This is a genomic window from Neobacillus citreus, from assembly GCF_018343545.2.
Taxonomy (GTDB): Bacteria; Bacillota; Bacilli; order Bacillales; family Cytobacillaceae; genus Neobacillus; species Neobacillus citreus.
Genome location: NZ_JAGYPE020000044.1, coordinates 16239 through 36166 on the forward strand (window position 1 = coordinate 16239; position 19928 = coordinate 36166).

Here is a 19928-nt window from a genome sequence, read left to right on the forward strand (position 1 = left end):
CTCCATGCAGGCATAGGTTGTACTAAAATTCTTTGCCCAGCACTGCTCTTTTTTAAAGCACGTTTGGCATGTCTTTTCGGTTACATGGCTCATGAAGTAATCCATTTCCCGCTCATCTTCATTTTCAACAGGAAATGCATCCGTTTGTGAAAAGCTTTTGGAGAGGGCATGAAAGACATTTGAAAATTGCGAAACCCTTTGGGCCGTTACATCGCGCATTTTTCTCATATATTTTTGCTGCTCAGCCATATGCTCGGGTGTTCCGGGTATATACTTTGCCAGTCTGGAGGTTAAGCTTTGGGGTGTTAATAGGAATAAACAAATAGCTGCCGCTGTTTCATAGATTGTCAACAGTAGTGAGCCGCCCCCTTCACCGTACATGCCAATTAGCAGGGTAGCGATAAACAAGCCGACTGATACACCAATCTTTTTCCCTTCCTTGAGAAGACCCCCTAAAACACCTGAGAAGGCTAATAGACTCATATGATAGAAACTCGACACACTTGCCAGGCTGAAAATTAGACCAGTGACAACTCCAACCGTTGATCCGACTGTTGCCCCTGCTATAAAAGAAAAGACGAGAACCAAATAACGGGACAAGACATGTTCAAGCGATAGATCATAGACCTTCCAGCCAATCGTTCCCGTCATTATCGAAGCCAGCATGATGATCAAGCAGACGATTTCTTCTGTTTTTAATAGCTGCCTGCGTTTATTAGCCGTTAGCAGTGGAATGCTCTGCAGGAAAATCATCGTCAAAATAAAGGCAAGGCTGGCCTGAACCCCAACCATCATGACATCATAAAGGGTTATTGCTCGGGAGAGAATAAAGGCTTCAGCCAATTTCGAAAGCCCTAAAATAATCCCAACAAAAAAGGGCAGCGCTCTCATCTCATTGTTCAACCATTTTTGACTGATACGGTAGATGAATAAGAACAGAAAAGTGACAATAAAGGTAAAGGCGGCATTTCCTAATGACAGGGTAGCAGCCCCTGTAACCAGTCCAATCAAGGCAAGCGGTGCCCGATCCTTTTTAATAAAATAAACAGCGGCAAAAAAGGGCAGACTAAACGGAGTCAGCTTTGCCAATATCAGGGCTCGTCCAAGTAAAAATCCTACGATTAATAATAGAAATCCTTTTTTAATGAAAAAGGACTCTAGCATAAATTGAAGCTTTTTAAATCCATAGTTCAAATTCCATTTTGGCGTGTGAAGATTGACTTCCCCGATCGGTTCTATTAAACTCGCATTTGGCTTTTCCATATATCCACACTCCCGATTCATTATTGTTAGAATCTATTATAAGTTTGCTAGATTTAAAAGTTTGTCAAAATAGTGAACGAGTTCAAAGAATCGTTCGACGGTTTTCACTATTTTCATTCAAATAATATTATCTATCTTAATTTGCTGTCATTATTTCAAAGTTTTTAATATATATTGGTACATAAATGAAAACTCGCCGATTGGCGAGTCCGATAGGACGAAGACAGAGGGGTAGTTGAATTTATGCGTTAAGAAAGTATAAAGCTTTCGACAGAAAGTTTATACTTTCTTATTAGCTAAAAAAAGACAGGCCATTATGACCTGTCTTTTTGTAAAGCCTGCTCTATTTGTTTAAAAAGTCTGCAGCAAGTTAACCCCGTCTAGCTCCTCTTCCTCCACGCTTGGACTCGGTGTGCCGCTTAAGGGAAGATAAACGATCTTCACTGTCTTTTAAGAATCTTGCCATTTTTTGCTCGAAGGATTCCGGCCTATTATTATTACGATCGTTTGCCCTTCCCTGACGAGGACGTTGTGAATGGGAATGCGAATGTTTTTTCTCTGGTTCCGGTCTATCTTTAGCCTTCTTAATGGATAGTCCAATCTTTCCGTCTTTCTCAACATTAAGAACCTTCACTTCAACCTGGTCGCCAACTTTAAGATGGTCATTAATATCTTTTACATAGTTGTCTGCGACCTCACTGATGTGAACGAGTCCTGTTGAACCATCCGGCAGCTCCACAAACGCTCCGAAATTAGTAATGCCTGTCACCTTTCCCTGTAACTTGCTGCCTACTTCGATTGACATAAAAAAAATGTTCCTCCTTAAAAATTTAAAAATCAACTTACTATATATTATACAGAAAGGGAAAATTGAGTGTCAATAACACTACTTATTGGTTCATTTTTCCTTCTTTTCGTCTGGAATATTAAAGATTATTTCGTTCTTGTCCGAGAAAAAATACTCTTTGCGGGCAAGCTTCGCAATGTAATCATCATCATTTAATTTGACGATGTTCTCTTTTAATATCTTCTCTTGCTTTTTTAAATCTGCCAGCTGATGATTAAGCTTCCGCTTCTCCGCCACTTTCGCCTCCAAGATTCTTGTTTGGGAAAGATAACTGGATATCATAAAATAAGAAAGCAAACAGGCAAACACAAAAAACAGCGACAGCCTTCTGAGAAGCAGCTTTTTCCTGCGGGCTGATGCAATTTCAGCATATTCCTGCTGTTGGACATAAGCTGTTTGGATTTTTGATACTGCTTTTTGTCGTTCTGCTCCCATTTATATCCTTCCTTACTCTTTTCTTTTTCTCAACTTGTCCATCCACTTACTAATATAATTCACGATTTCCTTGGATTTTCCTGCCGTTCTATTATATAACTTCTCGACGGATTTTTTAATACCTTTCGGCAAAAGTTTCCAAAAAACAAACAAAATCTTCTTCACAATGACAAATAGCACGTTCAGGATATAAAGAAGGACCTTCCAAATAAATTTGACAAGGGATAATAACCCCCTGCCAAATGTTAATAGGATGGCGATGACAAGCTGGATCAGTCCGACAATTGGTTTATAAATTAAGAGGAGGAAAGTTCTTTTTGTAAATTGGGAGACGGAGATGACAGTCTCAATCAAAAGCTCCAGGAGCCTCAGGTACATCGCTTTTAATAAGCTTTGATAGGCGGCGAAGCCACATAGAAGAGCAACAAAAATATAAAACCGCAATTCTCCGTTATTCGCTAAAAATAACGCGTAAAATATTAGTAAGGCTTGAATCATCCAAAATAACAGATCATTTAAAAATACAATCCAGCCTTTTCGATGGGGCCTCTTTAAAAACCGATGGTACGTGTCAAGCATGGCGCCAAATAATGACCCCATGCCAATCATAGAAAGCATCGTCAGAAATTGCGCGGAAAGGGTCATTTGAATAACTTGCTAAAGAATCCTTTAGCTTTCTCCCCATGGTGTTCATCAAGATAGACCAAATCGAATATTTTCCCTTTAATTGAAACGATTCCTTTTTCAACATCGAGGTTTTTCATTTGCAGGTTTTGTCCCTTGATCGCTAAAAAGCCCATTGAAGTTTCTAATAAAAACTCCTCATTATCAAAGCTTTCCACTTGCTTTACACCGGTAATATCTAGAAGCTTTCTCCCTCTCATAATCACATCATGGTCAGGAATACTGCTTTTAGCAGGAGTATTATCATAATATTGGCTCATCCTTCATCCCTCACAATCATTTGTCCAGCTTCAGCGCCAAGGCGCTTGAGCTTTTCTATTTGTACAACCTTTTTGTACATTTCTATGTGTGAGGTAAAAGAATTAGAACATCATTAGTCGTTTTGCTCCTCGGAATAGCCAACGCGTTCTTCTTTTAGAATTGTATACATTTCCGCTGCTTCTTCCTTACGGGTAGTCTCCTGAATTCGTTCAATTTTGACGGTAATTCTCCTAGGGCCGAGGCGGAGTGTTAATTCATCTCCGACCTTTACCGTGGAACTTGCCTTTGCTTCCTTGCCGTTGATTTCAATTCTTCCTTGGTCTGACACTTCTTTTGCCAGCGTTCTTCTTTTAATTAACCTTGATACCTTTAAAAATTTATCTAAGCGCATGTTAACTCTACCCCTTCTAAAACCCCTTAAATTTTAGGTTAATTCCAGCATTGATGCATGAGAACCGTCCCCATGCATCATAGCCCTTTTAATTTTGCCTCATCCCAGTATTGATCCAATTCCTTTAGGGAATGGGCTTCGATCGCTTTTCCGCTCATTTTTACCTTCTCTTCAATGTACTGAAAACGCCGGATAAACTTTTCATTTGTTGCAAACAAAGCTTCTTCCGGATTAATTTTTAAAAATCGGGCTACATTGACAAACGCAAACAATAAATCGCCGAATTCTTTATTTGCACGGGCACGGCCTTCTTCCGTTCCATCAAGTTCGGCAATAAATTCATCCAGCTCCTCTTTAACTTTCTCCAAAGCAGGGCCGATTTCCTTCCAATCAAAGCCCACCTTTGCCGCTTTCTTTTGGAGCTCATAGGCACGCAGCAGATTAGGCAGGGCCAGCGAAACTCCAGCAAGCAAGGAGACATCAGCGAGTTCCTCCCCTTTTTCCTGCTTCTTAATCTCCTGCCAATTCTTTACCACCTCATCGGCATTGGTCGCTTCAGCATTTCCAAAAACATGAGGATGGCGGCGGACCATCTTCGCGGACAAGCCTTCAATCACATCCTCAATGGAAAAATATCCATCATCCTCGCCAATTTGCGCGTGCAGCATAACCTGCAACAGAACATCTCCCAATTCTTCGATGAGATGGTCAATATCCTCGCTATTAATCGCCTCAATCACTTCATACGTTTCTTCAATTAAATATTTCTTTAATGACTCATGGGTTTGTTCTTTATCCCATGGGCAGCCATTTGGTCCCCTCAAGACGGCAATAATGTTGCGCAGCTTGGGGAAGGTTCTCCATAAAATTTCTTCCTCCTGTACTGGAGGAACATAGATGGACCTTAAATTATCAATAGATAAATTCCGGTCTAATTCATATAAAGGTACTTTCATAATTGACTCTTCCTGACTGCCTGCTGCCGAGACAATATATACCTCATAATCATCCGGGAGCTGCTCCATTAAGGTTAATTTCACATTCGAAGCAACAAAGGCATCATAAACCTGGCTGATGATGATATGCTGGTCTATTTGGATCTGGCCAGCCTGAAGCGAAGTGCCGTCTAACAGCTGAAACCCGTCAATGGGGTCAATTTTTAAAGAAGTGAATAAGGCATCGATAAAGCTTTGACCTCCGACAATGATAATTTCAACCCCGGCCTTTGCCCCATTTTCCAAAAGAATTTGAACCGTCCGCTCTGCCACAAGGGGATGCCCCGGCACAGCATAGGTTACTGATTCTGATTCCGATTGCGCCTTCTCCAGCAAGGTTTCGGCAATTTCCTGATAGACATCCTCAAACTGCTCATGCTTTTCATACACGGAATCAAACGAAGTATAAACCATTCCTTCTTTTACTAACTGTGCGACTACCGGATGCTCCTTTGTTCGTAAAAAAAGCCGCCGTCCTTTAATAAGTTTTCGATATACGCCGACCTGCAGCTGCTCCAGGTCGCCCGCACCTAAGCCGACAATTTCAATTTTTTTCGCCATATTATCTTCGATCCTTTCGAGCCATAAAATGAATGAGTTTGCTGCCAAACGGGAAAAGGGCAAGCTCTTCCTCAAGAAAAGTGCGTCCTCTAATAATAATCAACGTAAATAGAATTCCACCGGAAAATACCGCACTTAAAGACTGGATAGCTGCACCAAAGCGGCTTAATCCGAGTGGTTCTAATAGATGTTCCGCCAGAAACAGCCAGCCTTTCAAAAATAGAACCATAGCTAGCGCCGCAAAAAAAACAGTCCCTATTAAGCGAAGATGAAAAAGCGGGATGGCTGCTATTTTTTTAAAATGAATAATTAATAAAATGATAATAATGCCAAGCGACAACAAAGTAGAAAGAGCTGCCCCCATTGTTCCTAACATTGGTACGAATATCATATTTAGTACATACTTAACGGGAAATATTGCAGCTACCGCCAAAGCTGGAAGGGCAAAACTGCCTAATCCCTGGAGAATGGCGACAATTGTTGCAATCAATGATGTAAACAAAATAACAAAACTAAGCATCCCTAAAACATCTGAACCATAATCATTCTCAAACAGCATAGTGTTGGCCGGGCGAATAATCGCCCATAATCCAGCCGAAGCCCCTACGCCAATAACGATACTTACCTTTAGCGCCAATTGAATTTTGTGTTGTAAAAATTCCGGCTTGGAAGCAAGCCTCTCGCGGCTGATCAACGGCACCAGCGTTAATGACATCGAAGAAGCTGCAATCGTTCCCAGCTGGATGAGCGGCTGGCCGCGGTCAAAGATTCCTTTTAAGCTTTTTGCCATATCCCCGGGGGTTCCATTTGAAACGAGCAGAGAATAGAGGTTTAAAGAATCCGCCATTTGAATAAAAATCATCAGCATGCCGCTGACACAAATAGTAAGTCCTTGAAACGTGAGCGCCTTAAAAATCCGCTTTACCTGAAGGGCGCTCGTCTTTAAATTCCCTTTATTTGGTTCCATTAGTTTCCATTCTTTACGAATCCACAAGAACATAAACAAAATAAGGCCTGAAACCAAACTGCCTGTAATCGACCCAAACATTGCTCCCCCGCCGACAAGATAGAGGGAAACCCCTTTTTCCATTAATATCCATGATAGAAAAAGAATCGTAACAACGCGGATTGTTTGTTCTGCCACTTGAGATAAAGCGGTCGGTACCATATCTCCTTTTCCCTGATAATAGCCCCGCAAAACGGAGACAAATGGAAAGGTTAAAAAAACGATCGAAACCACCCGGATGATGACGGCCAGATGAGGATCCTTCATCCAAAGAGACAGCTGGCTGGCCCCAAAATAAAGAACAATAAAACAAAGAAGACCGAATATCTGCAAATAGATAAACGATAAAAAAAGAAGAAGGCGTGATTTTTCCTGGTCGCCTTTTTCCAGCAGCTCAGCATACAGCTTTGATATGACAACCGGAAATCCGGTAGTAGAAAGAACAACAGCCACCCCGTAAAAGGGATAAACCTGCTGATATATGTAAAACCCGATATCCCCGACAATGTTTTGAAAGGGAATACGGTAAAAGGCACTTAAAATTTTGGTGATCAGTGCCGATAAAGCTAAAATAAAGGCCCCTTTAAACACAGCCTTTGAAGGATTGATATTTTTCACAGTTTCACCTGCCTAATAAGCATACGCGGAATCATTATAAATGAAAACTCGTCGATTGGCGAGTCCGATAGGACGGTTCATGAGACGTAGTTGAATTTATGCGTTAAGAAAGGGTGAAATTTTGTAAAAATTTCACTCCTTTTTATTAGCAAACATTAAAAAAGGCAGCGCTGGCTGCCTTTTTTAATGTTATACCGCATTTTATTGCTCCATTTGTCTAGCGAGGAAACCTGCGGCCGTTTCAACTGCCTTTTGTTCAACCTCACCAAGGGAGCCTTCCTTTGAAAAAATGATAACTGCCCCAATCGGGTCGCCATTTGCAATTATTGGCCCGATTGTATAAGATGTTACTGGTTCGTCGTTACCCTCAACCAAGGCAACATCGCCCTGCTGGGTACTGAGCATGGAGTTGCGATCCTCCATTGTTTTCTCGACTAAATCACTGATATTTTTATTTAAATAATCTTTCTTAGAACCGCCTGCAACAGCAATATACGCATCTCTATCACAAATTAAAACAGGATTACCGAGGCTGTCAAATAGGGCTTCAGCATATTCTTTGGCAAAATCGCTTAATTCGCTGATTGGTGAATACTTCTTTAAAATGACTTCTCCATCCCGGTCCACGAAGATCTCTAACGGATCCCCTTCACGGATACGCAGCGTTCTGCGTATTTCTTTAGGAATTACAACACGACCCAAATCATCGATTCGACGAACTATTCCAGTTGCTTTCATCCAATGTTGCCTCACTTTCATCTGATGATTTTTCAACTTGGTGAGTGACTTAATTTCCTTTAATTGAAATCATCACCAACTTTGAACTTAGTATCTTTCAACTGGAAAGTTCTATTCACATAGGACATATTTTTTTCACATATTCAGGAAAGATTCCCAACATCACATAAAAGGGCCTGAACCCCGCTTTAATGCGTTAATGTTGGGGTCAGGCCCTTTTCGTTAATTCACAGGATTTCCCTGTTCTTTTTTCGCCAAAGAAATTCCCTTGATCATTTCAAACACAATATTAAGCCATTGTGCAGTCTCAAGGTCCTTTGTTTTAATCATGATTTTCAGCTTACGTCCTTCCATACCCGGGGTAACGGCTCTTCCAAAGCGGTTGCCAATATGGAAAAGCTTGCTGCCTTCAATCGTGTTTGTCATTTCTTCCGTTAATAAAATCGTGACATCCTGCTTGACCTGTTTAATCAGCTCTACGCCATTTTGGATGGCGTATACCTTCATTTCGGCAATTTGGAATAGGTAGCCGACCTCGTCAGGATATTCACCAAAGCGGTCGAGCATTTCAGACTGCAGCTCGTCAATATCCTCAAGTGCCAAAGCTCCTCTGAAGCGTTTATACATTTCGATTTTTTGATGGCCGTCCCGGATATAGGAATCTGGAATATAGGCATCAATTTCAAGGTCAATTTCCACTGAAGGTTTTGCCTCAGCCTTAAGGTCACCCTTCCGTTCCTCAATTGCCTCTTTGAGCATTTGCGAATAAAGGTCAAACCCTACTGAATCAATAAATCCATGCTGCTGGGCGCCGAGTAAATTTCCTGCACCGCGGATGGACAGGTCCCTCATCGCAATTTTAAAACCGGAACCTAACTCGGTAAATTCTTTTATCGCCTCGAGACGTTTTTCAGCTACCTCTGTCAAAACCTTATCCTTCCGATATGTGAAATAAGCATAGGCCACCCTGTTTGATCTTCCGACCCGGCCGCGGAGCTGATAAAGCTGGGAGAGTCCCATGCGATCGGCATCATGGACAATCAAAGTATTAACATTCGGTATATCGACACCCGTTTCAATAATGGTCGTACTGACAAGGACATCGAAATCACCCGCCAAGAAACCAAGCATCACCGATTCAAGCTCGTTTTCCGACATCTGGCCATGGGCAAAGGTGACCCTTGCGTCCGGCACCAGCATGGAAATTTCCTCTGCCTTCCGGTCGATATCCTCGACGCGGTTATATAAAAAGTATACTTGTCCGTCGCGGGCAAGCTCGCGCTCAATCGCTTCCCTTACCAAGGCACCATTGTATTCCATTACATAGGTCTGCACTGGAAAACGGTTTTCCGGCGGCGTTTCAATGACCGATAAGTCCCTGACGCCAAGCATCGACATATGCAGCGTTCTTGGGATTGGTGTCGCCGTTAAGGTTAACACATCAATATTTGTTTTCAGTTTTTTGATTTTCTCTTTATGTGTAACACCAAATCTTTGTTCCTCATCAATAATTAACAATCCCAAATCATGATAAACAATGTCTTTTGAGAGCAGGCGATGGGTGCCAACGACTATATCCACAGTTCCTGCCTTCAGCCCTTTGATTGTTTCTGTTTGTTGTTTTTTCGTACGGAACCTGCTTAATAAGCCGATATTAATCGGAAAATCTTGAAATCTCTCTCTTAATGTTTCGTGATGCTGCTGTGCTAAAATCGTCGTCGGAACAAGGAATGCCACCTGTTTACCGTCGGCAATCGCTTTAAAAGCGGCGCGGATGGCGACCTCTGTTTTCCCATAACCGACATCGCCGCATAATAACCGGTCCATTGGCCGCGGCCTTTCCATATCCTTTTTGATTTCATGAATCGATCGAAGCTGGTCATCTGTTTCACGGTAAGCAAACGATGTTTCAAACTCCCGCTGCATATCTCCGTCCGGCGTAAAGGCGTAACCGACTGCCGCTTCCCGCTCGGCATATAATTTGATTAAATCGTCGGCAATATCCTCTACCGATGATTGAACCTTTTTCTTTACCTTCTTCCAATCAGTGCCGCCAAGTTTATAGATTTTCGGCTCTTTTCCTTCGGAACCGACATACTTTTGGACAAGGTCGATTTGTTCTACAGGTACATAGAGCTTATCTGTCCCTTGATAGCGGATATGTAGATAATCCTTATGAATCCCGTTTATCACAAGAGTTTCAATGCCTAAATACTTTCCTATTCCATGATTCACATGAACAACATAATCACCAATCTTCAACTCCGAGTAGCTTTTAATCCGCTCGGCATTGGATAGCTTTTGACGGCTGGAGGACCGTTTCACCCGTTTATTAAAGAGCTCTTCCTCCGTAATAACGGCAATTTTCTGAATTGAAAGTTCAAACCCTGTCTGTAGATTTCCTCTTATAATCTGAATCTTTCCCGGTAAAAGCTGCTGGTTCTCGGAGGTAATACTTGCGTCAATTTCATAGTCTTCGAGCACCCGTTCTAGCTTAGCAACTCTCTCTTCATTAGCCCCTAAAAATAAAATGGTATAATTCCCTTTTTTCCATCTATCTATTTCTGATTTCAACAAATGCATCTGCCCGTGGAAATTCTGCATCGACCGGCAGGAAATATTAATAATATTTTGCGGGCTTGTATTGGCCACATGCCGTAAAAATAACGACATATAAAGAATTGGAAATTGCTTTCTTTGCAAAAACGCCTGCAAATCGTGGGATATTTGCACATCATGGATAATTTGCCCCTCAGCAAGCAAAGCTGTATACCACTCTGCCTCCTCTTTCACAAGGGATTCATTCATCTCTTGAATCCTGCTGATTTCATCAATTATAACCAGCCCGTTCTTAGGCAGATAGTCTAGTAAACTACTAGGGGTTTCATAGGCCAATGACAGGTATTTAAAAACCTGATCAGGCTTTTGGCCATTTTTCAACTGCTCGAGCTCGAAGCTGATATTTTGGCTAAGCTCAATTTTTGCTTTATCATTTTTTAATTTCCTTAGACTAATCCCTAAACCATCTTCTATTTTTCCAACCATGCGGCTATAGTGTTCTGCCTCTAACAATACCTCAGTTGCTGGTCCGATAAAGACCTCCGACACCTTTTCCTTTGACCTTTGGTCCTCTAGAGAAAAATAACGAATTGAATCGATTTCCGTATCAAACAGTTCAATACGCAGCGGGTTTTCCTCTGTTAATGGATAAATATCAATGATGCCGCCTCTTACACTAAATTCTCCCGGTGTGGATACCATTTCTCCCCGTACATATCCCATTTGCACGAGAATGTTTAACAAGGACTCAAGATTGATATCTTCTCCTACTTTTAAGGAAAGCTGGTATTTTTCCCACAGTGATTTTGGAGGGAGGATTTTCTTTAATCCGGCAATCGGGACAATCATGATTCCCCTGGTCTGTTTGCTCCAATAATTTAAGGCTTCCATCCGCTGTGCCTTGAGCTCTGGACTGGCAATGCTCATTTCAGCAGCAATTAACTCATTTGCAGGAAAAAGAAAAACTTCCTTTTCATTCACTAAATTTGCAATGTCATCATAAAGTTTTTGTGCCTGCAGCAAATTATGGGTGACAACCATTATGGGTCTTTTCATTTTTTCGTAGATTGCAGCCGTCAGCACTGTTCTCGATGAGCCGGAAAGGCCCGCAATAAGCTGTTCCCTTAAGCCCTCTTCCACTCCGGAAATAACTGAGTAAATATCTTCCTGCTGAAGAAATAGTGATTTTAACGCCTCCAAGGTTTCTCCTCCTCCCGTACATGTATGCTTCTATCAAGTTCATTTCTTAAATAGAAAAACGCTTTGGATTTTCCCTCCAAAGCTGGTTAATGAATAAGATAATCATATTGGTGAAAATCTGGATTCTTCTCTAATGCTTCCTGACAGTCCTCGCAAATTGCCTTTATATGAATTTCTCCCGAATTATCATAAGTAACCATATCCTGTCTCTCTTGGTCCGTTAATCTATGAAGCCCAAGCGCTTCCGAATGGATCGATGTTTGCTGAATTGAACCAAGATTTGAGCCACAATGTCGGCAATGGTAATGGATGGCCATATAATCCCTCCTGATCTCAAGATTCCCTAATAATAGTATGAACCTTGCAGGAGGAACTTATTCATTCTCCACTCTCCCGTTTCTTGTCTTTATTGTATGAGAGATACTTCTTTATCATGAACAATTCACTGATTATAATCGTTCATAACCTGCAAAAATGGCCTTTCCAGCCATGCCTCACAGGCATCGGCACTTTTTTGCACCGCTTCTTTGATTGGCTGCTGCTCTTCCGGACGGAACCTTCCTAGCACATAGTCAGGAACACTGATTCCCGGAGGGTGCGGCCGGTCAATTCCAATCCGGATACGGTTAAAGGCTTGAGTGCCAAGATGGGCCACTGCAGATTTTATTCCATTATGACCGCCTGGACTTCCCTTTTGCCGCAGGCGGATTTTCCCAACCGGCAAATCCAGATCATCATAGATAACGACCAGATCTTCTAGCTCTATTTTATAATAATCCATCACCGCACTGATAGATTCACCAGATAAATTCATATAGGTCAGCGGCTTTAGCAGCAATACCTTTTCCCCTTTGTGATTGCCCATGCCGTACAACCCTTTAAATTTTGACTGATTAAGGGGGATTTGCAGCCGGTTAGACAATTCGTCAATGACTTCAAAGCCGACATTGTGCCGTGTTTGGTCGTACTGCTTCCCGGGGTTGCCTAAGCCAACAATTAATTTCATAGGGACTCCCGCCTCCTCTTCCTGTTTCGCCCGCCTGTTAAAAAAATTTTTTAACATTGTCTACTCCCGTATCTATTAGTTATGTAAATGAAAACTCGCCGATTGGCGAGTCCGATAGGACGAAGACAGAGGGGTAGTTGAATTTATGCGTTAAGAACGTATAAAGCTTTCGACAGAAAGTTTATACGTTCTTATTAGCCAACAAAAGACGTAACCTAAAGCTAGGTTACGTCTATTTCTATTCTTTCCCTTCAGGCTCTGTTTCCCTGCCTTCTTCGTTGTCAGGGTGGCCGCCCTCCTGCTGCTCGCCAGCATTAATTTCCTCTTCTACCTTAGGAGGCAGAATGGAGGCAATTACTTCACTATCCTCATGATTAATCGTAAAATCAAACGCCGGAATATCCCCTGCCAGAATAGTTTCGCCTACCTGCAAATGAGAAACATCTACTTCAATCTGCGGCGGAATATTGTCTGGTGTAGTCGTAATGGAAAGCTGATGCAATGGCTGCTGCAGAACGCCGCCGTCCTTTACGCCGGCTGCTTCTCCAGCTAGAACAAGTCTTACATCAACTGTTACTTTAGAAGACTTATCAACGGCCAGAAAATCAACATGAATAACTTCTTTTTTAATGGCATTCTCTTGGTAAGCCGTTAATATAACATCCTGTTTGCTGCCATCAACATCGAGTGAAATGATTCCATTTCTGCCTACAGTGCGAATGGTTTTTGTAAAATCAGCCCCACTGACAAACACCGGCTTGCTCTCAACCTTTGCTCCATATACCACAGCAGGGATATTGCCGTTATCGCGGATTTTCCTCAATTCCGAACGGCGCAGCTCCTTCCGCTCCTTCGCTTGTAAAACAGTACTCATGTATAGTCCACCTTCCTATTTCATTTATCTATATAAAATTTCCCCAAAAAAGGAAGGTCTAAACATCTTTGTACTGTTTCTTTTTAGAAAAGCGGGGACTGTTCACATTAGATTAATCAAACAATGTGCTGACTGATTGCTCTTCGTGGATGCGAATAATCGCTTCGCCGATTAATGGCGCAACAGACAAGCTTTGGATTTTTTCAATTTTCTTTTCTTCCGGAAGATCAATAGAATTTGTTACAACTAATTCTTTGATTTTGGAATTCTGAATTCTTTCAATGGCAGGGCCTGATAAAACTGGATGTGTACAGCAGGCATAAACTTCTTTTGCCCCGTTTTCTACTAACGCGTTAGCGGCAAGGGTAATGGTCCCTGCTGTATCAATAATATCGTCAATCAAAATGGCAACTTTGCCTTCAATGTTACCAACGATATTCATAACCTCTGCCACATTTGGTCTTGGACGGCGTTTGTCGATAATTGCGATTGGTGCCTTTAGGCGTTCAGCCATTTTTCTGGCTCTCGTTACGCCGCCATGGTCTGGCGAAACAACCACAATATCACCATTTAATTCTTTATTTCTAAAGTATTCCGATAAAATCGGCACACCCATAAGATGATCGATCGGAATATCGAAAAACCCTTGGATCTGCGGTGCATGCAAATCAAGAGTCAGCACGCGGGTCGCACCGGCAGTCTCAAGCAGATTGGCCACTAATTTCGAAGTGATTGGTTCACGGGCGCGCGCTTTCCGGTCCTGACGGGCATAGCCATAATAAGGCATAACAATATTGATTGTTTTGGCAGAAGCCCTCTTTAGCGCATCAATCATGATTAATAGTTCCATGATATTTTCATTTACTGGCGCGCTTGTCGATTGGATGACATAGACATCACAGCCGCGGATACTCTCTTCAATATTAATTTGAATTTCACCATCACTAAATCTTGTAACCGAGCTCTTTCCAAGCTCTACCCCAATTACCTTGGCAATTTCTCTAGCTAGTGCAACATTGGAGTTTAAACTAAATACCTTTAAGTTTGGATCTAAATATTGGTTCGACATGAGGGCCCTCCATTTTAATTTCGCTTATTTCTTTATATTAAGCTTTTCAACATAATTTTCTTTATTCACTTGATGTGCTCTGGCAATCGCCAATGCATTGCCTGGAACATTCTTTGTGACAGTGGAACCAGCAGCCACATAGGCTCCTTCGCCAATCGTGACCGGGGCAACCAAGTTGGAATTACAGCCAATAAACACATGATCTTCAATCTTTGTTAAATATTTATTTTTGCCATCGTAATTAACCGTGATAGAGCCGCAGCCGATATTGACGTCGCTGCCAACCTCCGCATCACCGATATAGCTGAGATGGGACGCTTTGCTTCCTTTACCGAATACAGCCTTTTTGATTTCCACAAAGTTGCCGATTTTCACCTCATCAGCAATTGCAGAATCCGGGCGGATATGGGCGAACGGTCCAATATTGACATGGGAGCCAATCGAACTATTATAAGCGGCAGATTGACGGATAACCGTCTCATCGCCAACATGGCAGTTTGCAATTTCTGTATGTGGGCCAATGATGCAATCTGCCCCGATAACAGTGTCACCTTTTAGGATTGTTCCTGGATGGATAACCGTATCAGGTCCAATTTGTACATCAGCTTCGATATAGCTGTTTTGCGGGTCAATAATGGTTACCCCATTACGCATTTGGGCTTCATTAATGCGCCCACGCATAATCCGTTCTGCTTCTGCCAAAGCCACGCGGTCATTAACCCCTAGAGTTTCATCCAAATCTTCAGTTTGGTAAGCTGTAACGATTTCTCCCTGCTTTTTCAAGATTTCAATAACGTCCGGTAAGTAATATTCTCCCTGCACATTATCATTTGAAACATTTTTCAGGGCATCGAATAAAGCCTGATTATCAAAGCAGTATGTTCCTGTGTTTATTTCATTGATTTTCCGCTCTTCTTCCGTGGCATCTTTATGCTCCACGATTTTTTCAACAAAACCGCTTTCATTGCGAACAATACGGCCATAACCGGTAGGATTGTCGATTTTTGCCGTAAGAATCGAGGCTTTTGCCTTTGCTTCTACATGCTCTTTAAATAAAGCCTCCATCGTTTCTGCTTTAATGAGCGGCGTATCTCCGCATACGACTATCGTTGTTCCTTCTTTCCCCTCAAGCATGCCGGCAGCCTGCATCACCGCATGAGCTGTCCCTAGCTGCTTTTCTTGAAGGGCATACAGACTCTCATCACCTAATTGGGCCCGTACCTTTTCAGCACCATGGCCGATGATGGTCACGATATCCTTAATATCAAGTTTTTTGACTTGATCTACAACATGCTGTACCATTGGTTTTCCGCACACTGGGTGCAATACCTTATAAAGCTTTGATTTCATCCGCGTTCCTTGCCCGGCGGCCAAAATCACAGCAAAACGATTAGACATGGACTGATCCTCCATTTAATTAACCTTTTTATCCCGCATTAACGGGCAGTAAGCCCCGCTGGGCCAACTGCCCGTAAAAGCCCGATTCTGTTCAACTAACAATCAGTGGGTAAAAACCACCCACTGATTGAAGTTTCACTTTATCCACTAAAAATATTATCGTATATGGGGTTTCATTTCAAGGAATGAACGAAATGTGTCTAATGTCATAATATTGCGCTTTTTTTAGATTGGGAAAATTACTTTTGAGGGGAGATGAGAGGGGGGGTTTTTAAATAATAAAAAGAGCCTTACTCAGAAGAAAGGCCCTAGTTGATTATCTTCAGGAAGCTCCGGCTTCTTCGAATTCTACTTCTAATTCACCTAAACGGTGGTACTCAGCCAATACAGCTTCTTGGATTTTTCCACGTGTTCCTGAATTGATTGGATGCGCAATATCACGAAATTCTCCATCAGGAGTCCGTTTACTTGGCATAGCGACAAACAAACCGTTGTTTCCGTCAATAACGCGAATGTCGTGAACAACGAACTCATTATCTAATGTGATTGATGCAATCGCTCTCATACGACCGTCAGTATTAACGCGGCGTAGTCTTACGTCAGTTACTTCCATGTGCTCACACCCTTTTCTCAATGTTAGATTAATAATTCAACAAGATTTTGCGTTTTCCTTCTTTATTTTTAAAAAATTTTTTGAAAAATTAGGGCAAATTGGTGAACATTTGTAAATTTTGGCTTTTGGCTGACAAAAAAAAACGCCCGTATTATTTTACGAGCGCTACTACTTCGATTTCAACTAAGGCGTCTTTTGGAAGACGAGCCACTTCTACGCAGGATCTGGCTGGTTTGTGGACGGAAAAATATTCTCCATAGACTTCATTAACTTCGGCAAATTCGTCCATGTTTTTGATAAAGACAGTGGCCTTTACGACGGTTTCTAATGAAGCACCAGCTTCACTCAGAACAGCCTGCAAATTGCGGAACACTTGATGTGTCTGTTCTTTTACATCCCCTGTTACCATTGTTCCTTCAGCAGTTAACGGAATTTGTCCAGAGCTGTAGAACATATTGTTTACAATAATACCTTGCGAGTATGGGCCGATTGCAGCCGGGGCTTGATTGGTTTGTACAACTTTCATCGTATATTCCTCTCCTTTACCTATCAAAAAAGTTTCCCACTTCGACATTGATACTTTTTCCTTTAACATCTACATACGACAGCTTAACTAACGATAAGTAGTCATCCACTAACCGGTCCTCAGTTTTCTCCGCTTCGACTAAAACAGCAATCCCAGCTACGTGGCCGTTGAACTCCTCAAGCATGCTTACCATACCTAAGACTGTACCGCCCGCCTTCATAAAATCATCAACAATAAGGACATTTGCCCCTTCCTTCATGCTTCGCTTGGAAAGAACCATTGTTTGTATCCTTTTGGCTGAACCTGACACGTAATTAATACTGACAGTCGGCCCTTCCGTCACTTTGCTGTCCCTTCTGACAATTACGACCGGAACATTTAATTGACTGGCAACGGCATACGCGAGCGGTATGCCTTTTGTGGCTATTGTCATGACGACATCAATTTTTGCATCCGCATAGGCCGAAGCAATGATTCTTCCTGCCTTTTGAACCACCTGCGGACTGCCTAAAATATCAGTCAAATATAAATAGCCGCCAGGCAACAGCCGGTCAGGACTGCCGATAAGCTGACAAAGTTCATTAATGAAAGGCTCAGCTTCTCTCTTGCTTACCTTGACGAAAAATTTAACACCGCCCGCTGCTCCTGGTACAGTTTGCAGCGTTCCGATTCCCCTTTCTTCAAGCGTCTCTTTGACAATGGCCAAATCTTCACTGATTGAGGACTTTGCCGAAGAATAACGCTCCGCAAAAAAGGTAAGCGGCACTAACTGGCGAGGATGATCGAGAAGATAACTTGTCATATCTATCAAACGTTCACTGCGGCGAAATTTCATAACAACCCCCCGAATCCGAATATTCTAATTAAAGGATACTATTATTGTGCGCCTTTAATCAAGCGTATGCCGTTCACCTAACATTCTTACTGCAAAAACCTGGTCACAAAATCCGCGCAGGCCATTATAAATGCGATGCATTCTGGAATCGTGCTGAACCAGCCCAAAAACGGTCGGACCGCTGCCGCTCATTAATACCGCATCTGCACCGAATCGTTTCATTTGGTCTTTTATTTGTGCTACCTCTGGATGAAGGTGTAAAGTTACTTCCTCTAGCACGTTGCCAACATGCTGGCATACCTTGTGATAGTCATTTTGCCCAATGGCATTGATCATTTCGTTGATATTTGGGTGGGTGATTCCATTTACATCCAAACGCCGATATACCTCAGCAGTTGAGACACCGATGAACGGCTTGGCCAAAATAACCCAGCATGTCGGCGGCGCTGGCAGTTCGGTGATAAATTCCCCTCTGCCCTTTGCCAGCGCTGTCCCACCGTACACACAAAAGGAGACGTCTGAACCAATTTCACTGCCAAGCTCGGCCAGTTCATCCAACGTCAGTCCAAGATTCCATAGCTTGTTAAGACCCCTTAAAGCTGCTGCTGCGTCGCTGCTTCCCCCTGCCAAGCCAGCCGCAACGGGGATTGTTTTTTCAATGGAGATTGATACACCCTTCTTTACATTAAAACGGTTTTTTAGCAGCAGTGCAGCCTGGTAGGCTAAATTACGCTGGTCATCAGGCACGTACCGATTATGAGAAAGAATATGTATTTTATCCTCCTGTAACAAGGAAAGTTCAACCCGGTCGGCTAAATCAATGGTGGTCATAATCATTTCAACCTCATGATATCCATCGGGCCGTTTATGTAAAACATCCAGTGCTAAATTAATTTTAGCCGGTGCTTTAACTAAAAGCTTCACGCTCGTCCACCTACTTTTACAAATATCCTAAGAGACAGGCTCCTTTTGCCTGCATTCCTGCTTTCCGAGTCCATATATTGTCCTATTTTACCACAAAACGACAATTGTAAGACGTGAATCCTATCAAATTTTATATTTTATCATAGTTTTGCTAAGAAAAAAGTGATATTTTTAGCCAAGAAAAAAGCCGGAGGAGATCCTCCGGCTTTGCTGCGCGTTTAAGTGTTTAAATAAATAGCGGAAGTTCTTGTCGGAATTAAGATTTATGCGAGTTCCTGTTGGTTAATTGCTGCTGGGCAAGCTCGATGGCCCGCTTTACCATGTTCCCTGCATCTTTTGCCCGGATGCCGCCCCAGCCCTCTTTTTGGACAACATCGTAAAATCCAAGTTCTTTTGCTAATTCTTCTTTAAAGCGTTCGGACATCATTCCTCTTCTTCTGCCCATCTAAACAACCCCTTTCCTGTCGCAGCATTATTAGTATGAGATAATTTGGGATATTAAATAATTTTTTAATATAGGTCTGTTGATTTCGCTCCAATCAACAGATAGAAGAATCAGCAAAGGAGATTTTTAGTTCTTTTTGAACAGCAAAAAGCAGTAAACCTTTGGTTTACCGCCATGCGTTGATTATATTCTAGCTTAAAGCTGCATTTCCTGCTGCCTCTTCATAGAAGGTAATTTGAACGGTTTCGGTTAAAACATCCGCATAGCTGTAGGAAACTCGTTCGAATGCATTCTCATCCTGATCCAGTTCGATGACAAAAACAGATGGGTATGTCTCTGCTAGGACACCGGAACGTTCAATTGTTTTTCGACGTCCCCCGTTGGCCTTTAGTAACAACCTTTTCCCTAAATTGGAGTCCAGGGACTTTTTAATATCCGCTAAGGTTTTAGTCATTCGGTCCACCTCACTATGTAAAGTATATCACGCTGACATACTTATGTCAAACAAAAATATAAATTATATCAGTCCGACAAAAAGATTGTCAATATTTTTTGTTCTGTTTTTTTTGCTAAATTTCAACATTTCTAGCGTTACCTGAAATGTTTGGGAATATGTATCAAGGGAAAAAATAAACCCATTAGAGCATAGCGAAAGTAGTTTAATATTGATGACTAGCTTT

Annotated in this window: 20 protein-coding genes and 1 pseudogene; all 21 read right to left on the reverse strand. The window is 42.1% G+C overall.

Translation table 11 applies throughout. The features are described from left to right. Positions 1-1263 (reverse strand): annotated as a pseudogene (locus KHB02_RS20300) (stage II sporulation protein E); the annotation flags it as partial. 370 nt (positions 1264-1633) lie between these two features. After that, on the reverse strand, positions 1634-2068 hold the full coding sequence (locus KHB02_RS20305) for a S1 domain-containing RNA-binding protein (protein ID WP_213121132.1): 435 nt from the start codon (positions 2066-2068) through the stop codon (positions 1634-1636). A 93-nt stretch (positions 2069-2161) separates the two neighbouring features. Continuing rightward, on the reverse strand, positions 2162-2545 hold the full coding sequence (locus KHB02_RS20310) for an FtsB family cell division protein (protein ID WP_213148317.1): 384 nt from the start codon (positions 2543-2545) through the stop codon (positions 2162-2164). Between the two features lie 12 nt (positions 2546-2557). Continuing rightward, positions 2558-3190 (reverse strand): spore cortex biosynthesis protein YabQ, encoded by a 633-nt coding sequence (yabQ, locus tag KHB02_RS20315; RefSeq protein ID WP_213148318.1) that lies wholly within the window; start codon positions 3188-3190, stop codon positions 2558-2560. After that, positions 3187-3489 carry a sporulation protein YabP gene (gene yabP, locus KHB02_RS20320; protein WP_213148319.1) on the reverse strand — a complete coding sequence of 101 codons (303 nt, stop codon included), beginning with the start codon at positions 3487-3489 and terminating at the stop codon, positions 3187-3189. Before yabP ends, yabQ begins: the two co-directional genes overlap by 4 nt. A 113-nt stretch (positions 3490-3602) precedes the next feature. Next, positions 3603-3881: an RNA-binding S4 domain-containing protein gene (locus KHB02_RS20325; protein ID WP_213148320.1), complete on the reverse strand. Its 279-nt coding sequence runs from the start codon at positions 3879-3881 to the stop codon at positions 3603-3605. Between the two features lie 77 nt (positions 3882-3958). Next, positions 3959-5437 carry a bifunctional methyltransferase/pyrophosphohydrolase YabN gene (gene yabN, locus KHB02_RS20330; protein WP_213148321.1) on the reverse strand — a complete coding sequence of 493 codons (1479 nt, stop codon included), beginning with the start codon at positions 5435-5437 and terminating at the stop codon, positions 3959-3961. Between the two features lies 1 nt (position 5438). Then, positions 5439-7061: a putative polysaccharide biosynthesis protein gene (locus KHB02_RS20335; protein ID WP_241113991.1), complete on the reverse strand. Its 1623-nt coding sequence runs from the start codon at positions 7059-7061 to the stop codon at positions 5439-5441. Between the two features lie 201 nt (positions 7062-7262). Continuing rightward, positions 7263-7799 carry a stage V sporulation protein T gene (gene spoVT, locus KHB02_RS20340; RefSeq protein WP_213121138.1) on the reverse strand — a complete coding sequence of 179 codons (537 nt, stop codon included), beginning with the start codon at positions 7797-7799 and terminating at the stop codon, positions 7263-7265. 222 nt (positions 7800-8021) lie between these two features. Then, positions 8022-11558: a transcription-repair coupling factor gene (gene mfd, locus KHB02_RS20345; RefSeq protein ID WP_213148322.1), complete on the reverse strand. Its 3537-nt coding sequence runs from the start codon at positions 11556-11558 to the stop codon at positions 8022-8024. 86 nt (positions 11559-11644) lie between these two features. Further along, the gene (locus KHB02_RS20350; protein ID WP_213148323.1) at positions 11645-11875 is read right to left on the reverse strand and encodes an anti-sigma-F factor Fin; all 231 of its coding nucleotides are present in this window, start codon (positions 11873-11875) and stop codon (positions 11645-11647) included. Positions 11876-12000: 125 nt separating this feature from the next. Next, positions 12001-12564 (reverse strand): aminoacyl-tRNA hydrolase, encoded by a 564-nt coding sequence (gene pth / locus KHB02_RS20355; RefSeq protein ID WP_213148324.1) that lies wholly within the window; start codon positions 12562-12564, stop codon positions 12001-12003. A gap of 238 nt (positions 12565-12802) precedes the next feature. Continuing rightward, positions 12803-13438, reverse strand: coding sequence for a 50S ribosomal protein L25/general stress protein Ctc (locus KHB02_RS20360; RefSeq protein WP_213148325.1), 636 nt, complete (start codon positions 13436-13438; stop codon positions 12803-12805). A gap of 112 nt (positions 13439-13550) precedes the next feature. Continuing rightward, a complete protein-coding gene (locus tag KHB02_RS20365) occupies positions 13551-14507 on the reverse strand; it encodes a ribose-phosphate diphosphokinase (protein ID WP_213121142.1) in 957 nt (318 codons plus the stop codon). A gap of 24 nt (positions 14508-14531) precedes the next feature. Beyond that, complete coding sequence (gene glmU, locus KHB02_RS20370; RefSeq protein WP_213148326.1) at positions 14532-15905, reverse strand: bifunctional UDP-N-acetylglucosamine diphosphorylase/glucosamine-1-phosphate N-acetyltransferase GlmU; 1374 nt, start codon at positions 15903-15905, stop codon at positions 14532-14534. Between the two features lie 322 nt (positions 15906-16227). Further along, positions 16228-16518, reverse strand: a complete 291-nt coding sequence (gene spoVG, locus KHB02_RS20375; protein WP_003347151.1) for a septation regulator SpoVG — start codon at positions 16516-16518, stop codon at positions 16228-16230. 151 nt (positions 16519-16669) lie between these two features. Further along, positions 16670-17044: a 2-iminobutanoate/2-iminopropanoate deaminase gene (gene ridA, locus KHB02_RS20380; RefSeq protein WP_213148327.1), complete on the reverse strand. Its 375-nt coding sequence runs from the start codon at positions 17042-17044 to the stop codon at positions 16670-16672. Between the two features lie 16 nt (positions 17045-17060). Continuing rightward, complete coding sequence (gene purR, locus KHB02_RS20385; RefSeq protein ID WP_213148328.1) at positions 17061-17879, reverse strand: pur operon repressor; 819 nt, start codon at positions 17877-17879, stop codon at positions 17061-17063. A 54-nt stretch (positions 17880-17933) separates the two neighbouring features. Continuing rightward, positions 17934-18803 (reverse strand): 4-(cytidine 5'-diphospho)-2-C-methyl-D-erythritol kinase, encoded by an 870-nt coding sequence (gene ispE, locus KHB02_RS20390; RefSeq protein ID WP_213148329.1) that lies wholly within the window; start codon positions 18801-18803, stop codon positions 17934-17936. Between the two features lie 256 nt (positions 18804-19059). After that, a complete protein-coding gene (locus tag KHB02_RS20395) occupies positions 19060-19248 on the reverse strand; it encodes a small, acid-soluble spore protein, alpha/beta type (protein ID WP_213148330.1) in 189 nt (62 codons plus the stop codon). A gap of 190 nt (positions 19249-19438) precedes the next feature. After that, positions 19439-19702, reverse strand: a complete 264-nt coding sequence (veg, locus tag KHB02_RS20400; RefSeq protein WP_213121148.1) for a biofilm formation stimulator Veg — start codon at positions 19700-19702, stop codon at positions 19439-19441. Positions 19703-19928 lie beyond the last annotated feature (226 nt).

Bases quoted from the DNA above. Each gene is read 5' to 3' on its own strand.
- KHB02_RS20305 (WP_213121132.1), bottom strand. From the start codon at position 2,068: ATGTCAATCGAAGTAGGCAGCAAGTTACAGGGAAAGGTGACAGGCATT.
- KHB02_RS20310 (WP_213148317.1), bottom strand. From the start codon at position 2,545: ATGGGAGCAGAACGACAAAAAGCAGTATCAAAAATCCAAACAGCTTAT.
- yabQ (WP_213148318.1), bottom strand. From the start codon at position 3,190: ATGACCCTTTCCGCGCAATTTCTGACGATGCTTTCTATGATTGGCATG.
- yabP (WP_213148319.1), bottom strand. From the start codon at position 3,489: ATGAGCCAATATTATGATAATACTCCTGCTAAAAGCAGTATTCCTGAC.
- KHB02_RS20325 (WP_213148320.1), bottom strand. From the start codon at position 3,881: ATGCGCTTAGATAAATTTTTAAAGGTATCAAGGTTAATTAAAAGAAGA.
- yabN (WP_213148321.1), bottom strand. From the start codon at position 5,437: ATGGCGAAAAAAATTGAAATTGTCGGCTTAGGTGCGGGCGACCTGGAG.
- spoVT (WP_213121138.1), bottom strand. From the start codon at position 7,799: ATGAAAGCAACTGGAATAGTTCGTCGAATCGATGATTTGGGTCGTGTT.
- KHB02_RS20350 (WP_213148323.1), bottom strand. From the start codon at position 11,875: ATGGCCATCCATTACCATTGCCGACATTGTGGCTCAAATCTTGGTTCA.
- pth (WP_213148324.1), bottom strand. From the start codon at position 12,564: ATGAAATTAATTGTTGGCTTAGGCAACCCCGGGAAGCAGTACGACCAA.
- KHB02_RS20360 (WP_213148325.1), bottom strand. From the start codon at position 13,438: ATGAGTACTGTTTTACAAGCGAAGGAGCGGAAGGAGCTGCGCCGTTCG.
- KHB02_RS20365 (WP_213121142.1), bottom strand. From the start codon at position 14,507: ATGTCGAACCAATATTTAGATCCAAACTTAAAGGTATTTAGTTTAAAC.
- glmU (WP_213148326.1), bottom strand. From the start codon at position 15,905: ATGTCTAATCGTTTTGCTGTGATTTTGGCCGCCGGGCAAGGAACGCGG.
- spoVG (WP_003347151.1), bottom strand. From the start codon at position 16,518: ATGGAAGTAACTGACGTAAGACTACGCCGCGTTAATACTGACGGTCGT.
- ridA (WP_213148327.1), bottom strand. From the start codon at position 17,044: ATGAAAGTTGTACAAACCAATCAAGCCCCGGCTGCAATCGGCCCATAC.
- purR (WP_213148328.1), bottom strand. From the start codon at position 17,879: ATGAAATTTCGCCGCAGTGAACGTTTGATAGATATGACAAGTTATCTT.
- KHB02_RS20395 (WP_213148330.1), bottom strand. From the start codon at position 19,248: ATGGGCAGAAGAAGAGGAATGATGTCCGAACGCTTTAAAGAAGAATTA.
- veg (WP_213121148.1), bottom strand. From the start codon at position 19,702: ATGACTAAAACCTTAGCGGATATTAAAAAGTCCCTGGACTCCAATTTA.